At 72.3% G+C, this 18,587-nt stretch carries 17 protein-coding genes; 10 read left to right on the forward strand and 7 right to left on the reverse strand.

Annotated elements, in window-relative coordinates; translation table 11 throughout:
* The first annotated feature begins 84 nt into the window (after positions 1-84).
* Complete coding sequence (locus tag ACFYY7_RS05970) at positions 85-1,524, forward strand: exo-alpha-sialidase (protein ID WP_388657589.1); 1,440 nt, start codon at positions 85-87, stop codon at positions 1,522-1,524.
* Between the two features lie 109 nt (positions 1,525-1,633).
* Positions 1,634-2,872, forward strand: coding sequence for an FAD-dependent monooxygenase (locus ACFYY7_RS05975; protein WP_388657592.1), 1,239 nt, complete (start codon positions 1,634-1,636; stop codon positions 2,870-2,872).
* Between the two features lie 34 nt (positions 2,873-2,906).
* Here the strand turns inward: ACFYY7_RS05975 and ACFYY7_RS05980 are convergent, their stop codons facing one another.
* Positions 2,907-3,599: an ABC transporter ATP-binding protein gene (locus ACFYY7_RS05980; protein ID WP_388657594.1), complete on the reverse strand. Its 693-nt coding sequence runs from the start codon at positions 3,597-3,599 to the stop codon at positions 2,907-2,909.
* Entirely contained in the window at positions 3,596-4,720 is a 1,125-nt protein-coding gene (locus tag ACFYY7_RS05985) for an ABC transporter permease (RefSeq protein ID WP_388657597.1), read from the reverse strand. Before ACFYY7_RS05985 ends, ACFYY7_RS05980 begins: the two co-directional genes overlap by 4 nt.
* A 114-nt stretch (positions 4,721-4,834) precedes the next feature.
* On the opposite strand from ACFYY7_RS05985, the gene ACFYY7_RS05990 reads away from it, so the two are divergent.
* The gene (locus ACFYY7_RS05990) at positions 4,835-5,425 is read left to right on the forward strand and encodes a TetR/AcrR family transcriptional regulator (RefSeq protein WP_388657600.1); all 591 of its coding nucleotides are present in this window, start codon (positions 4,835-4,837) and stop codon (positions 5,423-5,425) included.
* 20 nt (positions 5,426-5,445) lie between these two features.
* On the opposite strand, the gene ACFYY7_RS05995 is transcribed toward ACFYY7_RS05990, so the two are convergent.
* Positions 5,446-6,144: a FadR/GntR family transcriptional regulator gene (locus ACFYY7_RS05995; RefSeq protein ID WP_266728957.1), complete on the reverse strand. Its 699-nt coding sequence runs from the start codon at positions 6,142-6,144 to the stop codon at positions 5,446-5,448.
* Positions 6,145-6,308: 164 nt separating this feature from the next.
* Here ACFYY7_RS05995 and ACFYY7_RS06000 point away from each other — a divergent pair, with 164 nt between their 5' ends.
* From ACFYY7_RS06000 to ACFYY7_RS06015, 4 genes are all read left to right on the forward strand, one after another.
* Positions 6,309-7,268: a dihydrodipicolinate synthase family protein gene (locus tag ACFYY7_RS06000; RefSeq protein WP_388658382.1), complete on the forward strand. Its 960-nt coding sequence runs from the start codon at positions 6,309-6,311 to the stop codon at positions 7,266-7,268.
* Positions 7,265-8,239, forward strand: coding sequence for an ROK family protein (locus tag ACFYY7_RS06005; protein ID WP_388657603.1), 975 nt, complete (start codon positions 7,265-7,267; stop codon positions 8,237-8,239). The genes ACFYY7_RS06000 and ACFYY7_RS06005 overlap by 4 nt, the downstream gene beginning before the upstream one ends.
* Positions 8,236-8,916, forward strand: a complete 681-nt coding sequence (locus tag ACFYY7_RS06010; RefSeq protein ID WP_388657606.1) for an N-acetylmannosamine-6-phosphate 2-epimerase — start codon at positions 8,236-8,238, stop codon at positions 8,914-8,916. Before ACFYY7_RS06005 ends, ACFYY7_RS06010 begins: the two co-directional genes overlap by 4 nt.
* Before the next feature lie 64 nt (positions 8,917-8,980).
* Positions 8,981-10,450 (forward strand): sialate:H+ symport family MFS transporter, encoded by a 1,470-nt coding sequence (locus ACFYY7_RS06015; RefSeq protein ID WP_388657609.1) that lies wholly within the window; start codon positions 8,981-8,983, stop codon positions 10,448-10,450.
* Between the two features lie 62 nt (positions 10,451-10,512).
* On the opposite strand, the gene ACFYY7_RS06020 is transcribed toward ACFYY7_RS06015, so the two are convergent.
* The 4 genes from ACFYY7_RS06020 to ACFYY7_RS06035 form a co-directional block, all read right to left on the reverse strand.
* Positions 10,513-10,971: a MaoC family dehydratase gene (locus tag ACFYY7_RS06020; RefSeq protein WP_388657612.1), complete on the reverse strand. Its 459-nt coding sequence runs from the start codon at positions 10,969-10,971 to the stop codon at positions 10,513-10,515.
* 43 nt (positions 10,972-11,014) lie between these two features.
* The gene (locus ACFYY7_RS06025) at positions 11,015-12,358 is read right to left on the reverse strand and encodes an MFS transporter (RefSeq protein WP_388657615.1); all 1,344 of its coding nucleotides are present in this window, start codon (positions 12,356-12,358) and stop codon (positions 11,015-11,017) included.
* A 296-nt stretch (positions 12,359-12,654) separates the two neighbouring features.
* Positions 12,655-13,893: an acetyl-CoA C-acetyltransferase gene (locus ACFYY7_RS06030; protein WP_388657618.1), complete on the reverse strand. Its 1,239-nt coding sequence runs from the start codon at positions 13,891-13,893 to the stop codon at positions 12,655-12,657.
* 171 nt (positions 13,894-14,064) lie between these two features.
* Positions 14,065-14,994 (reverse strand): LysR family transcriptional regulator, encoded by a 930-nt coding sequence (locus tag ACFYY7_RS06035; protein ID WP_388657621.1) that lies wholly within the window; start codon positions 14,992-14,994, stop codon positions 14,065-14,067.
* Positions 14,995-15,159: 165 nt separating this feature from the next.
* Between ACFYY7_RS06035 and ACFYY7_RS06040 the strand changes: the two genes are divergently transcribed.
* The 3 genes from ACFYY7_RS06040 to ACFYY7_RS06050 all read left to right on the forward strand — a co-directional run bounded on the left by ACFYY7_RS06040 (position 15,160) and on the right by ACFYY7_RS06050 (position 18,553).
* Complete coding sequence (locus ACFYY7_RS06040) at positions 15,160-16,077, forward strand: CoA transferase subunit A (protein WP_388658385.1); 918 nt, start codon at positions 15,160-15,162, stop codon at positions 16,075-16,077.
* Positions 16,078-16,115: 38 nt separating this feature from the next.
* Complete coding sequence (locus ACFYY7_RS06045) at positions 16,116-16,880, forward strand: CoA-transferase subunit beta (protein WP_388657624.1); 765 nt, start codon at positions 16,116-16,118, stop codon at positions 16,878-16,880.
* Positions 16,881-17,002: 122 nt separating this feature from the next.
* A complete protein-coding gene (locus ACFYY7_RS06050) occupies positions 17,003-18,553 on the forward strand; it encodes a 3-hydroxyacyl-CoA dehydrogenase (protein ID WP_388657627.1) in 1,551 nt (516 codons plus the stop codon).
* Positions 18,554-18,587: the final 34 nt, after the last annotated feature.

Here is an 18,587-nt window from a genome sequence, read left to right on the forward strand (position 1 = left end):
CCGGCCTCGCGAGGGCGCCGCCCCTCGCGAGAAGCACCTCCCCTTCCAAGAAGCACATCCCCCTTCCGAGAAGAGAGATCGTCCATGCAGCGAAAAGTCTCCGTCGCCCTGCTCAGCGCCGCCATGCTGGTGGTCACCGCGACCGGCACCGCCCACGCCGCCTCCCCCACCCCCGGTCAGCTGACCTCGCAGGACCTGACCGTCGACGGGGTGGGATCGCCCCACTACCGCATCCCGGCGCTCACCACCTCGGTCAAGGGCACGGTGCTCGCGGCCTACGACGCCCGCCCCACCCTCGGTGACCTGCCGGGCAACATCTCCATCGTGCTGCGCCGCAGCACGGACAACGGTGTGACATGGCAGCCGCAGCAGGTGGTCCGCAAGGACGCCGCGCCCAAGGGCTACGGCGACCCGAGCCTGCTCGTGGACCGCACCACCGGCCGGATCTTCCTGTTCTACGCGGCCTCGGTGAACCAGGGCTTCTTCGGCTCGGGCACCGGCAACGACGAGAGCGACCCCAACGTCCTCCAGGCCGACTACAGCTACTCCGACGACGACGGGGTGACCTGGACCCATCGCCGTATCACCAAGCAGATCAAGAACCCCGCCTGGGCGGGCATGTTCGCGGCCTCCGGCGAGGGCATCCAGCTGCGCCGGGGCACGTACAAGGGCCGGCTGATCCAGCAGTACGTCGTCCGTATCAACGGCGCCGACTACGCGGCGAGCGCCTACAGCGACGACCATGGCGAGACGTGGAGGATGGGCAATCCGGTCGGCCCCGGCGGCGACGAGAACAAGACCGTCGAGCTGTCCGACGGCAGGGTCATGCTCAACAACCGCTCGAAGCCGTACCGGACGATCGCGTACTCCACCGACGGCGGGGTCAACTACACCCCGTTCGCCCAGGACACCGAGCTCACCGACCCTGCCAACAACGCCTCGGTGATGCGGTACGCCCCCGATGCCGCACCGTCCGACCCGCAGTCCTCGTGGCTGCTGTTCAGCAACACGGAGGACGCCTCGGCACGGCGCAACCTCACGGTGAAGATGTCCTGCGACAACGGGAAGACCTGGCCGATCCGGAAGGTCGTCGACCCGGGCGCCGCGGCCTACTCGACACTGACCCGGCTCGCGGACGGCCGCCTGGGGCTCCTCTACGAGCGGGCCGACTACACGCACATCACCTACTCGTCCTTCGACCTGAAGTGGCTCGGCGGCACCTGCGCCGACATCACGATCACCCCGCCCGCGACGCTCAGGGCAGGCGCGTCCGCCGACGTGACGGTGCGGGTGGTCAACCGGATGGACGTGCGCCGTGACCGGGGCACCATGGATCTCACGGTGCCCGGCGGATGGACGACGAGCCAGGTCGTCGTCCCGGCGCTCAACCCGGGCCAGGGGGCCAATGTGAAGGTCCCGGTGACGGTGGCCGCGGGCGCCTCGGGCAGTGCCACGCTCACCGCCACGTACCGGGCGAGCGGCAAGCAGGCGTCCGGCAGCGCCACGGTGACCGTGACTCCGTAGCGGGCCGGACCTCCGGGAGGTGCCGCGCGTCCCCGGTCCGCCCTCGCGCACCGGTGCGACGATGAGGGCGTTCAGCACCTCCCGGAGCGTCAGAACAGGTGGTAGCGCGGTGGCAGTGACGGGTTTACGCATCGGGGTGGTCGGCGGCAGCATCGCCGGCTGCGCGATGGCGGTCGCCGGGGCTCGGGCCGGGGCGGACGTCACCGTCCACGAGCGCAGCGACGGCGATTTGCAGGACCGGGGTTTCGGCATCGTCATCCCGCCGCCGCTCCACCGGGAACTGGTCGATGGCGGGTACCTGGGCGCGGACATGCCGACCATCCCGGTCGCCACCCGGGTCTGGCTGGCACGGGCACCGGGGCGGCGGTCGGCACGCGAACTGGCCCGGCAGCAGGCCCCGGTGGCACCGTGCAACTGGGGTCTGCTGTGGCGGGCGCTGCGCGCCAACGCCGGGGGCTGCACCTACCACCGCGGGCACCCCGTCGCCTCCGTCGGACGTACGGCCTCCGGCGGCGCCGTGATCCGTTCCGCTGAAGGCGAGCGGGAGTACGACCTCGTCGTCGGGGCGGACGGACACCGGTCCGTCACCCGCGAGCTGCTCGCACCCGGGGTGCGGCCGGTGCCCGCCGGGTATCTGGTCTGGCGGGGGACGATCCCGTCGAGCGCGCTGCGCGACCATCCGAAGCAGCTGGAACTGCTGGAGTCCGCCTGGGTCACCCTGGGCTTCCCCGGCGGGCACGGTGTCTTCTATCTGATCCCGGGGGCGGCCACGGGTTCGCGGCTGCTGGCGTACGCCATCTACGCCTCGCCCCCGGCCGAGGCGCACGCCGTCCACGCCTCTCCCCCGGCCGCGGACGCGGCCACCGGCACCGCTCCGGTCGCCCCGGTCCGTGCCGCGTACGTGCGGCACATCGCCGAGGAGCACTTCCCCGCCGAGTGGGCCGACATCGTCGCCCGGGGCGAACACAGCTCCCAGGCGCTCCACCCGGTGGCCGACTTCGTGGTGCCCCGGGCGGTGGAACCCCCCTTCCTGCTGGCCGGCGACGCGGCGAGCGTGACCCGGCCGCACACCGCGAGCGGGGCGGTCAAGGCGCTCCAGGACGCGCTGTGTCTGGAACGGTCGCTGCGCGCCTCCGCCTCGGCGGCCGAGGCCCTGCACCGGTACGCGGACGAACGTTCCGCCGAGGGGGCCCGCCTGGTCGGCCTCGGCCGCAGGCTGGGGCGCGCGTTCGTCGAGAACGCGCCCGACTGGCCGGCGATGGGGCCCGCCGAGGTGGAGGCGCTCAGCCGTGCCGCGCTGGACGGCGACGCCAGCTATCTGTACGGCAGCGTCCAGCGACAGGGGTGACGGGCTGACTCAGCGGCAGCGGTGACGGGCCGGTTCAGCGGCCGGGCGGTGCGGACGTCGCCGCGTCGGCGGTCAGCGCGGCCATGTCCACGACCCGGTCGGCGGCGTCCGCGACGGCCGGGTCGTGCGTGGCGACGACCGTGACGCAGTCGTCCTGTCGGGTGCGTTCGGCGAGGAGCCCGGCCAGTTCACCGGCCTGCGAGCGGTCGACGGCCGCCGTCGGTTCGTCGATCAGCAGCAGCTTCGGGGAGAGGAAGAGCGCGCGGGCCAGGGCGACGCGCTGGCGTTCGCCGCCGGAGAGCTGCTCGGGGCGGTGGCGCAGGCGGTGGCCGAGACCCACCCGGGTCAGGGCCTCCTCGGCGCGGGACCGGTGCGCGCGGGGGCGCTGGCCGCCGATGTACACGGCGGCGAGCAACTGGTCGACGGCGGCCAGGCCGGAGAGCAGGTTGCCGCTCTGGAACATGTAGCCGATCCGTTCCCGGCGGGCCCTGGCGCGCTGGGCGTCGGTGAGCCCGGCGAGGTCCTCGCCGTCCAGCAGTACGTGCCCGGCGGTGGGACGCAGCAACGCGCCCGCGACGGCGAGCAGTGTCGACTTCCCGGAGCCCGACGGGCCGACGAGGGCCGTCATGCGGCCGGATTCGAAGGTGACGTCGAGTCCGTCGAGGACGGTGGTACGGGCGTCGGCGTGGCCGAACTCAACGGTGACGCCGGTCAGTTCGAGGCTCATCGGTTGGCTCCCAGCATGGTCAGCGGGTCGGCTTTGGTCACCCGGCGCAGGGTCAGGACGGTGCCCGCGAGGCCGACGGCCACGACGGTGCACATGGTGCCCACGAGGGTGGTGGCGGGCAGGCTGAACGGCACCTGTTCACCGACCAGCAGCCCGACCGCTCCGGCGAGCACGGCGCCCGCCGCGGTGCCGAGGACGACGACCAGGGCCGCCTGGAGCACGGTGTGGGCGAGCAGCCGCCGGCGGGAGGCGCCCAGTGCGCGCAGCAGGGCGAGTTCGGGCTGCCGCTGCACGGTCCACACGGCGAAGAAGGCGCCGACGACGAGTGGGGCGATCAGGTAGAGGAAGACCTGGATCGAGTTCATGGTGACGCGCTCGCCGGTGTAGCCGGGGGCCGCCTCGTACGCCTTCTCCTTGGTGAGGGTGGTGGTGGAGTGCCGCGCGTCGAGGGTCGCGGCCGAGGTCCCGGACGGCGGGGTGCGCAGGGCCAGGGCGCTGAACTGGCCGGGGATCGCGGCGGTCGAGGATGCCGGGGCGCCGGGGGTGCTGAAGCGGATGCGCTGCCAGGTCTTCAGCGGGACGTAGGCGACGGGCACATGGCCGTAGCTGGAGCGCTCGGTCAGCCCGACGACGCGCAGTTCGATGCCGAGCCGGTCGATGACCAGGGTGTCGCCGACGCGTACGCCCTCGTCGGCGAGTTCGGCGGACATCACGATGCTGTCCGCCTTCCCGTCCGTGAGGCCGTCGCCGTCGGTGACCGAGGGGTTGAGGAAGGAGCCGGGCTCGACGCCGAAGGCGGCGAGGTCGACCTCGGCGCCACGGTTGGTCGTGCCGCGGGTGATGGAGACACCCAGCGGGGTCGTGTCGGTGTCCGCGTCCGCGCGCCAGGCGGCGGCGGTCTTCTCGTCGAGGAGGCTGCGGGCGAACTGGTCGGACCGGGCGTCCGAGGAGAAGACCAGCTGCGCGGCCGGGAGGCGGCGCAGCGCGGAGATGGTGTCGTCACCCAGGCCGGTGGTGAAGCCGGAGACGATGCCGACGAGTGCGGCGACGAGCACCACGACGGACCCCATGAGCAAGAAGCGCCCTCGGGCGGCGCGCAGCTCCAGCAGAGCGAGGAACACGGCGGTTCCCTTCGATGGATCGATGTTAGGGACGGTGTGTCGCCAACATAGATGATGGGGACGCCGCGTCGCCAAGTGGGGTCGGGTGTGCGCCGGGGCTTCTAGACTGGGCCGGTGCCCAGGATCAATGCCGCCACCGTCGCGGAGCACCACGCCCAGCAGCGGCTGGCCCTGGTGCGGGCGGCGCGCGAACTGCTGGAGGGCGGCGACGCCGAGGCCGTGACCTTCACCGCGGTCGCCAGGGCGACGGGCCTGGCCCGCAACAGCCTGTACAAGTACTTCCCCGGCCGCCCCGAACTGCTCGCCGCGGTCGTCGAGGACGCGATGCCCCGCTGGACGGACGCCATCCGGGCGGGCATGTCGGCGGCCGCTACGCCCGAGGAGAAGATCGCCGCCTATGTGTCGTCCCAGCTGGAGCTGGTGCGCGGCGGGGAGCACCGGATCGCCCAGGCGCTGGCCGGTGTCCGGGACGCGGCCGTGGTGCGGGAGAGCGCGGTGCGGGCCCACCGGGAGCTGCTCACCCCGCTGATCGGCGCGCTGACCGAGCTGGGCGAGGAGGACCCGCGGCGCACGGCGCTGCTCCTCCAGGGAATCGTCAACGCGGCGACGACGGCGATCGAGAACGGCGACGACCCCGGAGCGGTGACGGACCGGGCGGTACGGATGGCCGTCACCGCGATCACCGGAGCGACGCCGGGGCGGTGAGGCCCCGCCATCGCGCCCGGCTACCGGACCGGCGACGGTTCCAGGCGGGTGCGGATGCCGTCGAAGTGGGTGCGCATGGCGCGTGCCGCGCGTTCGCCGTCGGCCGCCGCGACCGCCGCGACGATCTCGCGGTGCTGGGCGCAGGTGGCGACCGGGTCCTGATGGCCGTCGTCGAGATCCTCGCGCACCCGGTCCATGGCCGCCCAGAACGCGTCGAGCACCTCGCTGAGCAGGTGGTTGTCGAGCGAGGCGTAGAGCGCCAGGTGGAAGGCGCGGTCGGTGGAGCGCGCCACCCGGCCGTGGTCGCGGGCCTCGTCCTCCATCTTCGCGACGAGACCGCGCAGCACATCGAGGTCCTCGCCGGGGATCCCGGCCGTGACGGCGCCGACCAGGCCGGCCTCCAGCGCCTCCCGCACCTTCATCAGCTCGAAGAGGCCCGGCTCCCCCTGCCGGTGACGGACGGCGGCCCGGAAGGCGAGCCCCTCGGCGAAGGGTGACAGGGAGAGCGAGCCGACGAAGGTGCCGAAGCCTCGGCGGATCTCCACGACATTGACGGCCTGGAGCGCCTTGAGGGCCTCGCGCACCGACACCCGGCCGGCCCCGAAGAGCTCCATCAGCTCGCTCTCGGTGGGCAGCGCGTCGCCGGGGGCGAGCCTGCGTTCCAGGATCAGTTCCTTGAGCCGGCGCTCTATGTCCTGAGCCATGGTGGGGCGCGCCACAACGACCTCCCGGGGTGCGATTGCCCCTTGACCGTTCGCAGGAGCATCTGTTTAAGGTGAGCCAGACATAGGACATCTTACGTCTCATGTATCGATCCATGCATCCGTTCCGGGCCATGGACCGGTGCACCGACCGAGCCCTCACCGAGCTGGAGCCCCTCACCATGTCCCTGACCTCACCGTTGCACGGCGTCGTCCCGCCGGTCTGCACCCCGCTCGACCCTCAGGGGGAGGTCGACACCGCGTCCCTCGCCCGGCTCGTCGAGCACCTCATCGGCGGCGGCGTGCACGGGCTGTTCGCGCTCGGTTCCACCAGCGAGGTCGCCTACCTCACCGACGAGCAGCGCGCCACGGCGCTGGAGACCGTGGTCGACGCGACCGACAGCAGGGTTCCGGTGCTGGCCGGTGTCATCGACACCACCACCGCCCGCGTCGTCGAGCACGCCCGCTCCGCCGCCGCACTGGGCGCGGACGCCCTGGTCGCGACCGCGCCGTTCTACACCCGCACCCACGGCAAGGAGATCGCCCAGCACTTCCGGCGGCTGCGGGCGTCGGTCGACCTGCCGCTGTTCGCGTACGACATCCCGGTCGCCGTGCACAGCAAGCTCTCCCCCGCGCTGGTGCGCGAGCTCGCCGAGGACGGCACCCTGGCCGGCCTGAAGGACAGCAGCGGCGACGAGGGCGGACTGCGCCGCCTCATCGTCGAGCTCGGTGGCAAGAGCGGCCGCGCGGACGGCCCCGCGCCCCGCTTCAGCATCCTCACCGGCTCCGAACTCACCGTGGACGCCGCCCTGTTGGCCGGGGCCGACGGCGTGGTGCCGGGCATCGGCAATGTCGACCCGGCCGGTTACGTACGGCTCTACGACGCCGCGCGGGCCGGGAACTGGGAGCTGGCCGCTAAGGAGCAGGAGCGGCTCGTCGAGCTGTTCGCCATGGTCGACGCGGGCCCGGAGGCGGACATGGGCCGCAGCTCCTCGGCGCTCGGCTCCTTCAAGTCGGCGCTCCAGCTGCTCGGCGTCATCGCCTGCGGTGACACGGCCTTCCCGCAGATCCAGCTCGGCGCCGAGTCCGTCGCCCTGGTCTCCCGGCGCCTGCGCGCCGCCGGTCTGCCGCCGGTCCGATGAACGACGACCGCTCCCGGCCGTCCGCCGCCGGAACCGGTGCCGCGGTGGTCGGACTCGACCTCGGCGGTACGAAGATCGCCGCCGCGCTGTTCGGCCCCGACGGCACCGTCCTGTCCCGGCACACCCGGCCCACCCCGGCCCGGGACGGCGCGGCGGCCGTGCTGGACGCGCTCGCCGGGGCGGCCGCGGCCGTCGATCCGGGGCGGCTGGCCACGGCTCTCGGCATCGCTGCGGCCGGCGTCGTCGACCCCCGTACCGGCATGGTCACCAGCGCCACCGACTCCATCCGCGGCTGGGCCGGCACCGTCCTGGGCGCCGGCCTCGCCGACCGCACCGGATACCCGGTGGCCTGCGACAACGACGTACGCGCCACGGCGGGACCGGAGCTCGCGGCGCTGACCGCCCGGCACTCGGGGCGCGGATCGCTGCTGTTCCTGGCGGTCGGCACGGGGGTGGGCGGTGCGGTCGCCGTCGACGGGCGGATGCTGCACGGCGCCTTCGGGCTCGCCGGGCACCTCGGCCATCTGGCCAGCCCCGAGGCCGCCGGACTCCCCTGCACCTGCGGTGCCGCCGGACATCTGGAGGTCATCGCCTCCGGGCCCGGCATCGCCGCCCACTACGAGCGGCTGACCGGTGCCCCCGTCGACCGGCTCGAAACCGTCGCCGCCCGCGCCGGGCAGGGCGACTCGGCGGCCGTCCGCGCCATCACCACCGGTGCCGCCGCCACCGGCCAGGTGCTCGGCGGGCTCGCCAACGCGCTGGGGCCCGACCGGGTCGTCGTCGGCGGCGGCGTGCCACGGATCGGCCCGCTGTACGGGGACGCCCTGGCCGCCGCCTTCACCGCGGAGCTGATGCCGCCGCTGCGCGGCCTCGTGCCCCGGGCGCCACGGTTCGGCGCCGACGCGGCGGTGCTCGGCGCCGCCGCCCTGACCACCACACTTCCCCTCCACCACCCGGGAGCCCTTCGATGACCGCTCAGGAACTGGCCGACTCCCTGCGGGGCAAGCTGATCGTGTCCTGCCAGGCGCCCCCCGGCGACCCGATGCGGGAGACCGGCACCCTCGTCCGGCTCGCCGAGTCGGCCGTAGCCGGAGGCGGCGCCGCGATCCGTGCCAATGAGCCGGAGGTCGTCGCCGCGATCGTCGAGGCCGTGGATCTCCCGGTCATCGGCCTGTGGAAGGACGGCGACGTCGGCGTCTACATCACTCCGACCGTCCGGCACGCCCTGGCGATCGTCGAGGCGGGCGCCGATGTCGTCGCCGCCGACGCCACCGACCGGCCGCGCCCCGACGGCTCCACCTTCGCCGAACTGGTCGCGGCGGTGCACGAAGCGGGCGCCCTGGTGATGGCCGATGTCTCCACGCTCGCCGAAGGCGTCGCGGCGGCCGGGCAGGGCGCGGACTTCGTCTCCACCACCCTCTCCGGCTATGTGCCGGGCACGCCGGAGCATACCGGCCCCGATCTCGGCCTGGTCGCCGATCTCGCCGCCGTGATCGATGTCCCGGTGGTCGCCGAGGGCCGGATCAACACCCCCGGGGAGGCCGCCGAGGCCCTGGCCCGCGGCGCCCACAGCATCGTCGTCGGCACCGCCATCACCGCACCCACCGCCCTGACCGCCCGCTTCGTCGCGGCCATCGCCCGGCCCTGACCTTCCCCCCACCACGCGGGCCGGCGTCTCAACGACGAGCGCCGTCCCGCATCCTGGAGTCACCGTGCAGACCACATCACCCGCCAAGCTCCCCTGGTACCGCGAAGTGAGCGGTACCCAGTGGAAGTCGTTCTTCGCCGCCTGGATCGGCTACGTCCTCGACGGCTTCGACTTCGTGCTGATCACCCTCGTGCTCACCGAGATCAGTGACGACTTCGGGCTGAGCACGGTGCAGGCCGCGAGCCTGATCTCCGGTGCGTTCATCACCCGCTGGCTGGGCGGTGCGGTGCTCGGTGCCATCGGCGACCGGTACGGCCGCAAGCTCTCCATGGTCCTGAGCATCCTGCTGTACTCCCTGGGCACCTTCGCCTGCGGATTCGCCTGGAACTACCAGAGCCTGTTCGCCGCCCGGCTGGCCATCGGCATGGGCATGGCCGGTGAGTACAGCGCCAGCGCCACGTACGTCATGGAGAGCTGGCCCGCCAGGCTCCGCAGCCGGGCCAGCGGCTTCCTGATCTCCGGGTTCTCGGTCGGCTCGGTGCTCGCCGCACAGGTCTACAACTGGGTGGTGCCCTCGCTCGGCTGGCGGTGGATGTTCTACATCGGCCTGGTGCCGATCGTCATCGCGCTGTGGATGCGGCGGGCGCTGCCGGAGGCCGAGGAGTGGACGGAGAGCGTCGCGGACACGGGGGCCAAGCCCAATCCGTTCCGGCCGCTGTTCGCGACCCGGGGCCGGGCCGTAGTCAACACGGTCCTGGTGGTTGTCGCCACCGTCTCGCTCTTCCTGGTCTTCACTCCGGGCGGGGCCGGAATGATCCCGGTGCTCTCGGTGGTCGCCGGGCTGACGCTCGCCGCGTTCGCCGTGCAGATGGGCGGGAAGCGCGGCTGGGTGCTGTATCTGTCGATGATCGTGACGCTGTTCTTCGCGTTCCTGTACTCGTGGCCGATCCAGTCGCTGCTGCCCACGTACCTGAAGACCGAGCTGGGCTACTCCACCGACCAGGTCACCGACGTCCTGTACTTCGCGGGGTTCGGGACCATGGTCGGCTGCTGGACCGCGGGCTTCCTCGGCGACAGGATCGGCGCGAAGAAAGCGTACGCGCTGACGCTGCTCGCCTCGCTGGCCTTCGTGTACCCGGTCTTCGCCGTGCACGACAATCTGCTGCTGCTCGGCATCCTGCTCTTCCTGCTCCAGGCGACCAGTTTCGGCATCTCCGGGCTGCTGCCCCGCTACATCGGCGGGCACTTCCCGACGGAAAACAGGGGCGCTGCGCTCGGCTTCACGTACAACGTGGGGGCGCTGGGCGGTGCGGTGGCTCCGGTACTGGGCGCGCATCTGGCGTCCGGGATGGATCTGGGGCAGGCGCTGGCCGTGCTGACCTTCGCGGGCACGGTGATCGTGGTGCTGCTGGTCGGCTTCGACGTACCGGCCCGGCTGAACCGGCTCACCGATCCGGATGCCGAACGGGACCATCTCGCGGTGGTGCCGGCGAAGGAGCGGAGTACGGCCTCGCGTACGACGGCCGTCGGCTGACACGACGGGAGCCGCGTGAGCGCGGGGCGGTGGAGAGTCACCGCCCCGCGCTCACGGCTGTCCTACGGGTAGAAGTGCGTCAGCGACTCGGCCACGCAGGCGGGTTTCCCGGACCCTTCGAGCTCGAAGGTGAAGGCCCGGGTCATCTCCACGCCGCCGCGTGCGACCTCCTTCACCCCGGCGACGGCGGCATGCAGCCGGACCCGGCTGCCGACCGGCACGGGCGCGGGGTAACGGACCCGGTTGACCCCGTAGTTGAGGGCGCGGCCCACGCCCTCGACCCGGAGCAGCTCGGCGAACATCGGGATGCCCCAGCTGAGCACCATGTACCCGTGGGCGATGGTCCGTCCGTACGGGCCGGACGCGGCGCGTTCGATGTCGGTGTGGATCCACTGATGGTCCCCGGAGACGTCCGCGTAGGCGTCGATGAGTTCCTGAGTGATCTCCTTCCAGCCGGAGTGCCCGAGGTCGCGCCCGTCCAGCGCGAGGATCTCCGGGATGCCGTTCACGGTCAGCGGCACGGCGCCGTCCTCTCGTCTCGTCTTCTCTTCTCGCGGGCGGGGGTCAGACGGTGGCGGCTGCGGTATGTGACATGGCAGCAGGCTCCGCGGCCTGCTCGTCGTGGTTGGGGCGCTTGAGCAGCAGGAGCATGCAGCCCAGGGTCAGCGCCACCTGGAAGACCGCGTAGGCGATGACGGCGGTGATCGAGCCGGTGCGGTTCAGCAGGAACTGGCCGATGATCGGGGTGGTGCCGCCGAGCAGCGTCCCGCAGAGCTGGTAGCAGAGGGAGATGCCGGTGTAGCGCAGGTGGGCCGGGAAGCGACTGGCGAGCATGCCGGCCAGAGCCGCGTAGTACAGGCAGTGCGGGACGGTGGCGACGGCGACGCCGAGCATCGCGAGACCGTAGTTCTCGGTGCGGATCAGCAGGAACATCACCGGCATCAGGATCAGCTCGGGCACCAGCATCACGGTCACCGCGCGGGACCAGCTCTTCATGCGGGTGGCGATCAGTGCGCCGAAGGGCTGGACGATGATCTGGGTGATGTTGGCGACGAGGATGATCGTCAGGAACGAGCTGCGGTCGAAGCTGAGCGCCGAGGTGGCCCAGGAAAGGGCGAACGTCGACTTGAAGTAGGTGGCCGACAGGCCGATGGTGCAGGCGCCGATGCCGAGGACGATCAGCATGGGCTGGGTGCGCAGGACCTCGGTGAGCGGAAGCCTGACGACTTCCTTCTTCTCGATGAGCCTGGCCATCGCCGGGGACTCGGCGACCTTCAGCCGGACGAAGAGTCCGACGATGACGAGGGCGGCCGAGAAGAGGAACGGCACCCGCCAGCCCCAGGAGACGAACGCGGAGTCGGGCAGCTGGCTGATCGCGAGGAAGCTGAGGGTGGAGAGGGTGTTGCCGACGGGCGAGCCCTGCTGGGCGAACGCCCCGTACAGCACCGACTTGCCCTTCGGGGCGTGCTCGGAGGCGATCAGCACGGAGCCGCCCCACTCGCCGCCCAGGCCGATGCCCTGCACCATGCGGATGGCGACCAGCAGGATCGGGGCGGCTATGCCGATGGAGGCGTAGCTCGGCAGCAGACCGATCGCGGTGGTCGAGATGCCCATCATCAGCAGGGTGATGACCAGGGTCTTCTTACGGCCCAGGCGGTCGCCGTAGTGACCGAAGACGATCCCGCCGATGGGGCGGGCGAGGAAGCCGACCCAGAAGGTCGCGAACGCGACCAGGGTTCCCACCGGCCCGTCCAGTTCGGGGAAGAACACCTTGTCGAAGACGAGCGCGGCCGCCGTCCCGTAGATGTAGAAGTCGAACCATTCGATGGTCGAACCGATGAAGGCACCGAATCCGGCACGATTGGCGGCTCTTGTGCGCTCTCGTGCGCTTGCGGTGGACGCACTCATGGTGGCTCCCGTGGACGTCATTGATCGAACGGATGGCAGGGGACGAGAAGGGGCGTCGCCCGAGACGCCCGTCGCCGCGTGGGGATGCATGGGGATGCGTAGGGATACGCAGCGATACGTCGGGATGCGTGGGGTCGCATCGGATGCGTGGGGACGCATCGGTGAACCAGGAAAAGGGGACTGCGGCGTGGGGGTGATGGCGGTTACGGTGCCAGCCGGGACCTAGAACGGTCCAATACCGAATTACTGGTGCAGTGAGACGTCACGCGTCTCACTGCACCCTGGGCGGCCGAATCTCAGGCCGCGATCCGCTCGAAGACGGCGGCGAGGCCCTGCCCGCCGCCGATGCACATGGTCTCCAGGCCGTACCGGGCCTCGCGGCGGTGCAGCTCACGGGTGAGCGTGGCGAGGATACGGGCGCCCGTGGCGCCGACCGGGTGGCCGAGGGAGACGCCGGACCCGTTGACGTTGATCCGCTGCTCGTGGTCCTTCTCGCCGAGCCCCAGCTCCCGGGTGCAGGCCAGCACCTGGGCGGCGAAGGCCTCGTTGAGCTCGATCAGGTCGAGGTCGGCGAGGGTGAGTCCGGCGCGGTCCAGAGCGGCCCGGGTCGCCGGGACGGGGCCGATGCCCATCGTCGCGGCGGGCACCCCGGCGCGGGCGAAGGAGACCAGCCGGACCAGCGGGGTGAGGCCGAGCCGTTCGGCGGTGGCCGCGCTCGTCACCAGGCAGGCGGCGGCCGCGTCGTTCTGGCCGCTGGCGTTGCCGGCGGTGACGGTCGCCTCCGGGTCGGACTTCGCCATGATCGGGCGCAGCGCGGCGAGTTGTTCGGCGGTGGTGTCGGGGCGGGGGTGCTCGTCGGCGGTGACGACGCTCTCGCCCTTGCGGGTGCGTACGGTGACGGGAACGGTCTCCGCTTCGTACCGCCCCTCCGCCGCCGCCCGGCCGGCCCGCTGCTGGGAGCGCAGGGCCAGGGCGTCCTGGTCGGCGCGGCTGATGCCGTACGCGCGCCGGAGGTTCTCGGCGGTCTCGATCATGCCGCCCGGCACGGGGTGGTTGACGCCGCCCGCGGTGACCCGGCCCCGGGCCAGCGAGTCGTGGAGCTGGAGGCCGGGACCCTTGATGCCCCAGCGGCCGTCGTGCGTGTAGTACGGGGCGGCGCTCATCACGTCGACGCCGCCCGCGATCACGACCTCGCTGAAGCCCGCCCGGATCTGCATCGCCGCGTCGAGCACGGCCTGGAGGCCCGATCCGCAGCGGCGGTCGACCTGGGAGCCGGTGACGGTCTCGGGCAGTCCGGCGTCGAGCGCGGCGACCCGGCCGATGGCGGGGGCCTCGGCGGACGGGTAGGAGTGGCCGAGGATCACCTCGTCGACGGCGGAGGGGTCGATCCCGGTGCGGGCCACGACCTCGGCGATGACGCGTGCGGCGAGTGCGGCCGGCTTCTGCTGCGCGAACACTCCGCCGAAACGGCCGATGGGGGTACGCAGTGGTTCACAGATGACGACATCGAGCTGCTGGTCGGGCTGGTCGGGCACGGCGTGGCCTTTCGGTGGCGGGAGCGGCTGCCCGTCGGTGGCGAGGGCGTTTGCCGCTCGGTGGCGGGAGCGTTTGCCGCTCGGTGGCGAGAGCGTTTGCCGCCGACCCTTGCACCCGGCGACTGAGTCGGTCCAATATCCAGTTCACCCTGGTTCAAGACGTGGCGCGTCTCAATTCCCGCCTGCGGGTGTCCGGTTCCCGGCCGGGCCCGCGGGCGTGGGCAGGGCCTCCTCCGCCACGGCGAGGACCGCGCGCAGCGCGGCGGAAGGGTTGTCGGCCCGCCAGGCCAGCGCCGCCTGGAGCCGGATCGACGGGCCGGACAGGGGCCGGTAGACGAGGCCGTTCTGCTGGATGTGCTGGACGGAGGTGACGGTGAGCGTGACGCCGACGCCCGCGGCGACCAGCGCCAGGATGGTGTACGAGTCGGGCGCCTCCTGGACGACCCGGGGGTTGAACCCGGCTGCCTCGCAGGCCCCGACCATCGCGTCGCGCACGGTGGAGCCGGTGTTGGCGGGGAAGGAGACGAAGGGCTCCTCGGCCAGGACGCCGATGGGGACGCTCTCCAGCCGGGCGAGCGGGTGGTCGAAGGGCAGCGCGCACACCAGCTCCTCCTCGTCGATCACCCGGTACGCCACTCCCGGCCGGGTCACCGGCAGCCGGACGAACCCCAGGTCCAGCGAGCCGTCGGCGACCCGGTCCAGGGCGACGTTGGCGTAGGTCTGGCCCCGCATGACCAGTTCGAGAGCGGGGTGGGCGGCGCGCACGGCCCGGGTGAGGTGCGGCAGCGTCTCGTGGCTGGAGGCTCCCGCGAAGCCGATGGTGACCCGCCCGTACTCGCCGCGGCCCGCCGCCTTCGCGGCACGCACCGCGGTGTCGAGGTCGTCGAGCACGGTGCGGACCGGCTGGAGGAAGGACTCCCCCGCGCTGGTGAGCCGCACCGAGCGGGTGTTGCGTTCGAAGAGCTGGACGCCCAGCTCCTTCTCCAGCTGGCGGATCTGCTGGCTCAGCGGCGGCTGGGCCATCTGCAGCCGCTTCGCCGCCCGTCCGAAGTGCAGCTCCTCGGCCACGGCGACGAACGCGGACAGATGACGCAGCTCCATGCGTGCCCCTTCGGTCGATTCATTAACCAGACGTCTCGATGCGACCTTAATTTGGTATTGGACAGCAATCAATAGCCGCTGACACGGTGGGGCGACGCGCATACCAGGACGCGCCAGCAGAGCCGAAGGAGCACCGTGGCCACGACGGACCGGAAAGACAAGACGATGTCGATGAAGGCGGCCATCGCCGCGTTCGTCCACGACGGCGGCACCGTCTGTCTCGAAGGCTTCACCCATCTCGTCCCGACCGCCGCGGGTCACGAGATCATCCGCCAGGGCCGCCGGGACCTCACCGTGGTCCGGATGACCGCGGACATCGTGGTGGACCAGATGATCGCCGCGGGCTGCGTCTCGCGACTGGTCTCCTCCTTCGTCGGCAACTCCTCCGCCGGGTCGCTCGGCGAACTGCGCCGCCGCATCGAGACCGGCGACCCGGCGCCGCTCGCCTTCGAGGAGTACAGCCACTACGGGATGATCTGCCGGTACCTGGCCGGTGCCCAGCGGCTGCCGTTCCACCCGCTGCGCAGTTACGGCGGCAGCGATCTTCCGTCCGTCAACAGCGGTCTGCGCAAGGTCACTTCGCCCTACCCGGGCCCGGACGGCGAACCCGAGCAGATCTATGTCGTGCCGCCGGTCAACCCGGACGTGACGATCATCCACGCCCAGCGCGCCGACCGCGGCGGCAACACCCAGATGTGGGGCCTGACCGGCATCCAGGCCGAGGCGGTGTACGCGGCGGAGAAGGCGATCGTCGTCGTGGAGGAGCTCGTCGACGACGAGGTGGTCCGCTCGGACCCGAACCGTACGCTCGTCCCCGCCCACGCGGTCGACGCGGTCGTCGTCTGCCCGCGCGGCGCCCACCCCTCCTTCGCGCAGGGGTACTACGACCGGGACAACGCCTTCTACCGCGCCTGGTCGCACATCAGCAAGGATCCGCAGCGGCTCCAGGACTGGCTGGCCGAGTGGGTGCTCGGGACGGCCGACCACGCGGAGTACGTCGACAAGCTCGGCGAGGAGTTCTGGGCGGGCCTGGCGGTCGGCGAGGCGCTGAGCCGGCCGGTGAACTACGGGCGGCGGCTGTGAACGGGCGGACGGGAACGGAACACGAGAAGGAAAGCGCCATGACCACGACCATCACCTCCTCCGAGCTGCTCTCCGTCGTCGCCTCCCGCGAACTGGCCGCGCGCCGCACCGTGTTCGCCGGCATCGGCCTGCCGACGCTCGCCACCGAGCTGGCCCATCTGACGGTCGCCCCGCAGATCGAGGTGGTGTACGAGTCCGGGGTCTGCGGCGCGCACCCCTCGCACCTGCCGGAGACCATCGCCGACGCGGTCCTGATCACCGGTGCCGAGGCGGTGCTGTCGATGCCCGCGCTCTTCGGCTGTGTCCTCCAGGGCGGCCACATCGACGTGGGGTTCCTGGGCGCCGCGCAGATCGACCGGTGGGGCAACCTCAACACGTCCGTGATCGGCGAATGGGACCGCCCCTCGGTCCGGCTGCCCGGCTCCGGCGGCGGCATCGAGGTGATGGCCAACTCCCGCGAGGTCTTCGTGGTGATGCGCCGCCACAATCCGCGCTCCTTCACCGAGACCCTCGACTTCTGCACCACTCCCGGCCCCGACCGGGCACTCGCCGAGGGCATCCGGCCGCTGGGCGCCGGTGTCACCCGGGTCATCACCGAACTGGGCATCCTGGCCCGCGCGGGCGTCGGCGAGGAACTCCGGCTGGTCGCCGTCCACCCCGGCGTCACCGTCGAGCAGGTTCGGGCGGCCACCGGCTGGGACCTGGAGGTGGCCGACACGGTCGGTACCGTACCGCCGCCGACCGCGGCCGAACTCCGCCTGCTGCGTGAGGACGTGGACCCGGACCGCGTCTATCTTCGCTGAGACGGAACCGGGCCTGTCTTCACCGAGACCGAACCGCGTCCGTCCTCGCCGAGACGGATCACAGGTCACAGCCGTCGGCTCGGACCTGTCACATGTCACATCCCGAGAGGACCGCAACCGCCATGCGTATCAGGATCGTCGGCGCCGGGGCCATGGGCCGCGGCATCGCCCAGTGGGCGGCTACCGCCGGACACACCGTCGAGCTGTGCGACGTCCGCACGGAGGCCGTGACGGCCGCCGTGGACTTCGTACGTTCCATGCTGGAACGGGCCGTCCAGAAGGGCCGGATGTCCGCGGCGGACAGCGCCGCCGCCCTGGCGCGGCTGGTCCCGCTCGACGACCCGTGGGCCCAGGGTCCCGATGTCGAGCTGGTCATCGAGGCCGTGCGGGAGGACCTCGGCACCAAGACGGAGGTCTTCGGCAGGCTGGAGCAGGCGCTGCCCGCGACGGCCGTCTTCGCGACCAACACCTCGTCCCTGTCGGTCACCCGGATCGCCGCCGGGCTGAAGGACCCGACGCGCCTGGCCGGGCTGCACTTCTTCAATCCGGTGCCGTTGATGAAGATCGTCGAGATCGTGCCCGGGGCGGCCACCCGCCCGGAGATCCCGCCGGCCCTCACCGCGCTGGTCGAGAGCTGCGGCCACCGCGCGGTCACCGTCGCCGACACCCCCGGCTTCCTCGTCAACCACGCCGGACGCGGGCTGGTGACCGAGGCGCTCGCGCTGCTGGAGGAGACGGTCGGCGGCCCGGCGGACATCGACCGGATCGCCCGCGACGTACTGGGCCTGCGGATGGGCCCGTTCGAACTGATGGACCTCACCGGCCTCGATGTGACGGCCGCGGTGATCGACTCGATCTGGCAGGGCTTCCGGTACGCGGACCGGCTCCGCCCCTCCTACCTCACCCCGAACCGGGTGGCGGCCGGGCTGCACGGCCGCAAGACCGGGCACGGCTGGTACGCGTACGGCCCCGAGGCGCCCGCCCCCGCCCCGGAGCCCCCGGTCACCGGCGACGCGGACCGTCCGGTGTTCGTCCACGGCACCGAGGGACAGGAGCGGGACGCGGCGGCGCTGCGGGCCGCGCTGAGCGCCGCGGGAGCCGTCGTCGAGAGCGGCGACGGGCCGTCCGCCGACGCCCTGGTGCTGGTTCCGGTCTGGGGCACCACGGTGGCCGGGGCGGTCGCCGGAGACGGGCTGCCCGCACGGCGCACCTTCGGTGTGGACCCGCTGCCCGCGGCCGGCCGGCGCCGGGTGCTGGCCGTGACCCCGGCGGCGGATCCGGCCGCCGCGCGCGACGCCCGTGCGGTGCTGGCCCGCGCGGCCGAGGGCGACGAGCCGTGGGCGGTCTCGGTGGTGCGGGACACCGCGGGCTCGGTGGCGCAGCGGCTGCTCGCCTCGATCGTGTCGGTCGCGGCGGGCATCGCGGAGCGCTCCATCGCGGCTCCCGCCGATATCGACCTGGCCGTCACCGCCGGGCTCGGCTACCCGGTCGGCCCACTGGCCTGGGGCGACCGGATCGGCGCGGACCGGATGCTGGAGCTGCACCGGGCCCTGCACCGGACGACCGGCGATCCGCGCCATCGCCCGAGCCGCTGGGTCACCGAACGCGCCCAGCTCTCTCTCGCGCTGACCGACCCGGGCACGTCGCCCGCCGACTGCACGGCATCCTCGTAGCACGGCAGCGGGGCGGGGTGCCGGCGGCCGCTCG

It is taken from the genome of Streptomyces sp. NPDC001933 (assembly GCF_042890955.1).
GTDB lineage: Bacteria > Actinomycetota > Actinomycetes > Streptomycetales > Streptomycetaceae > Streptomyces.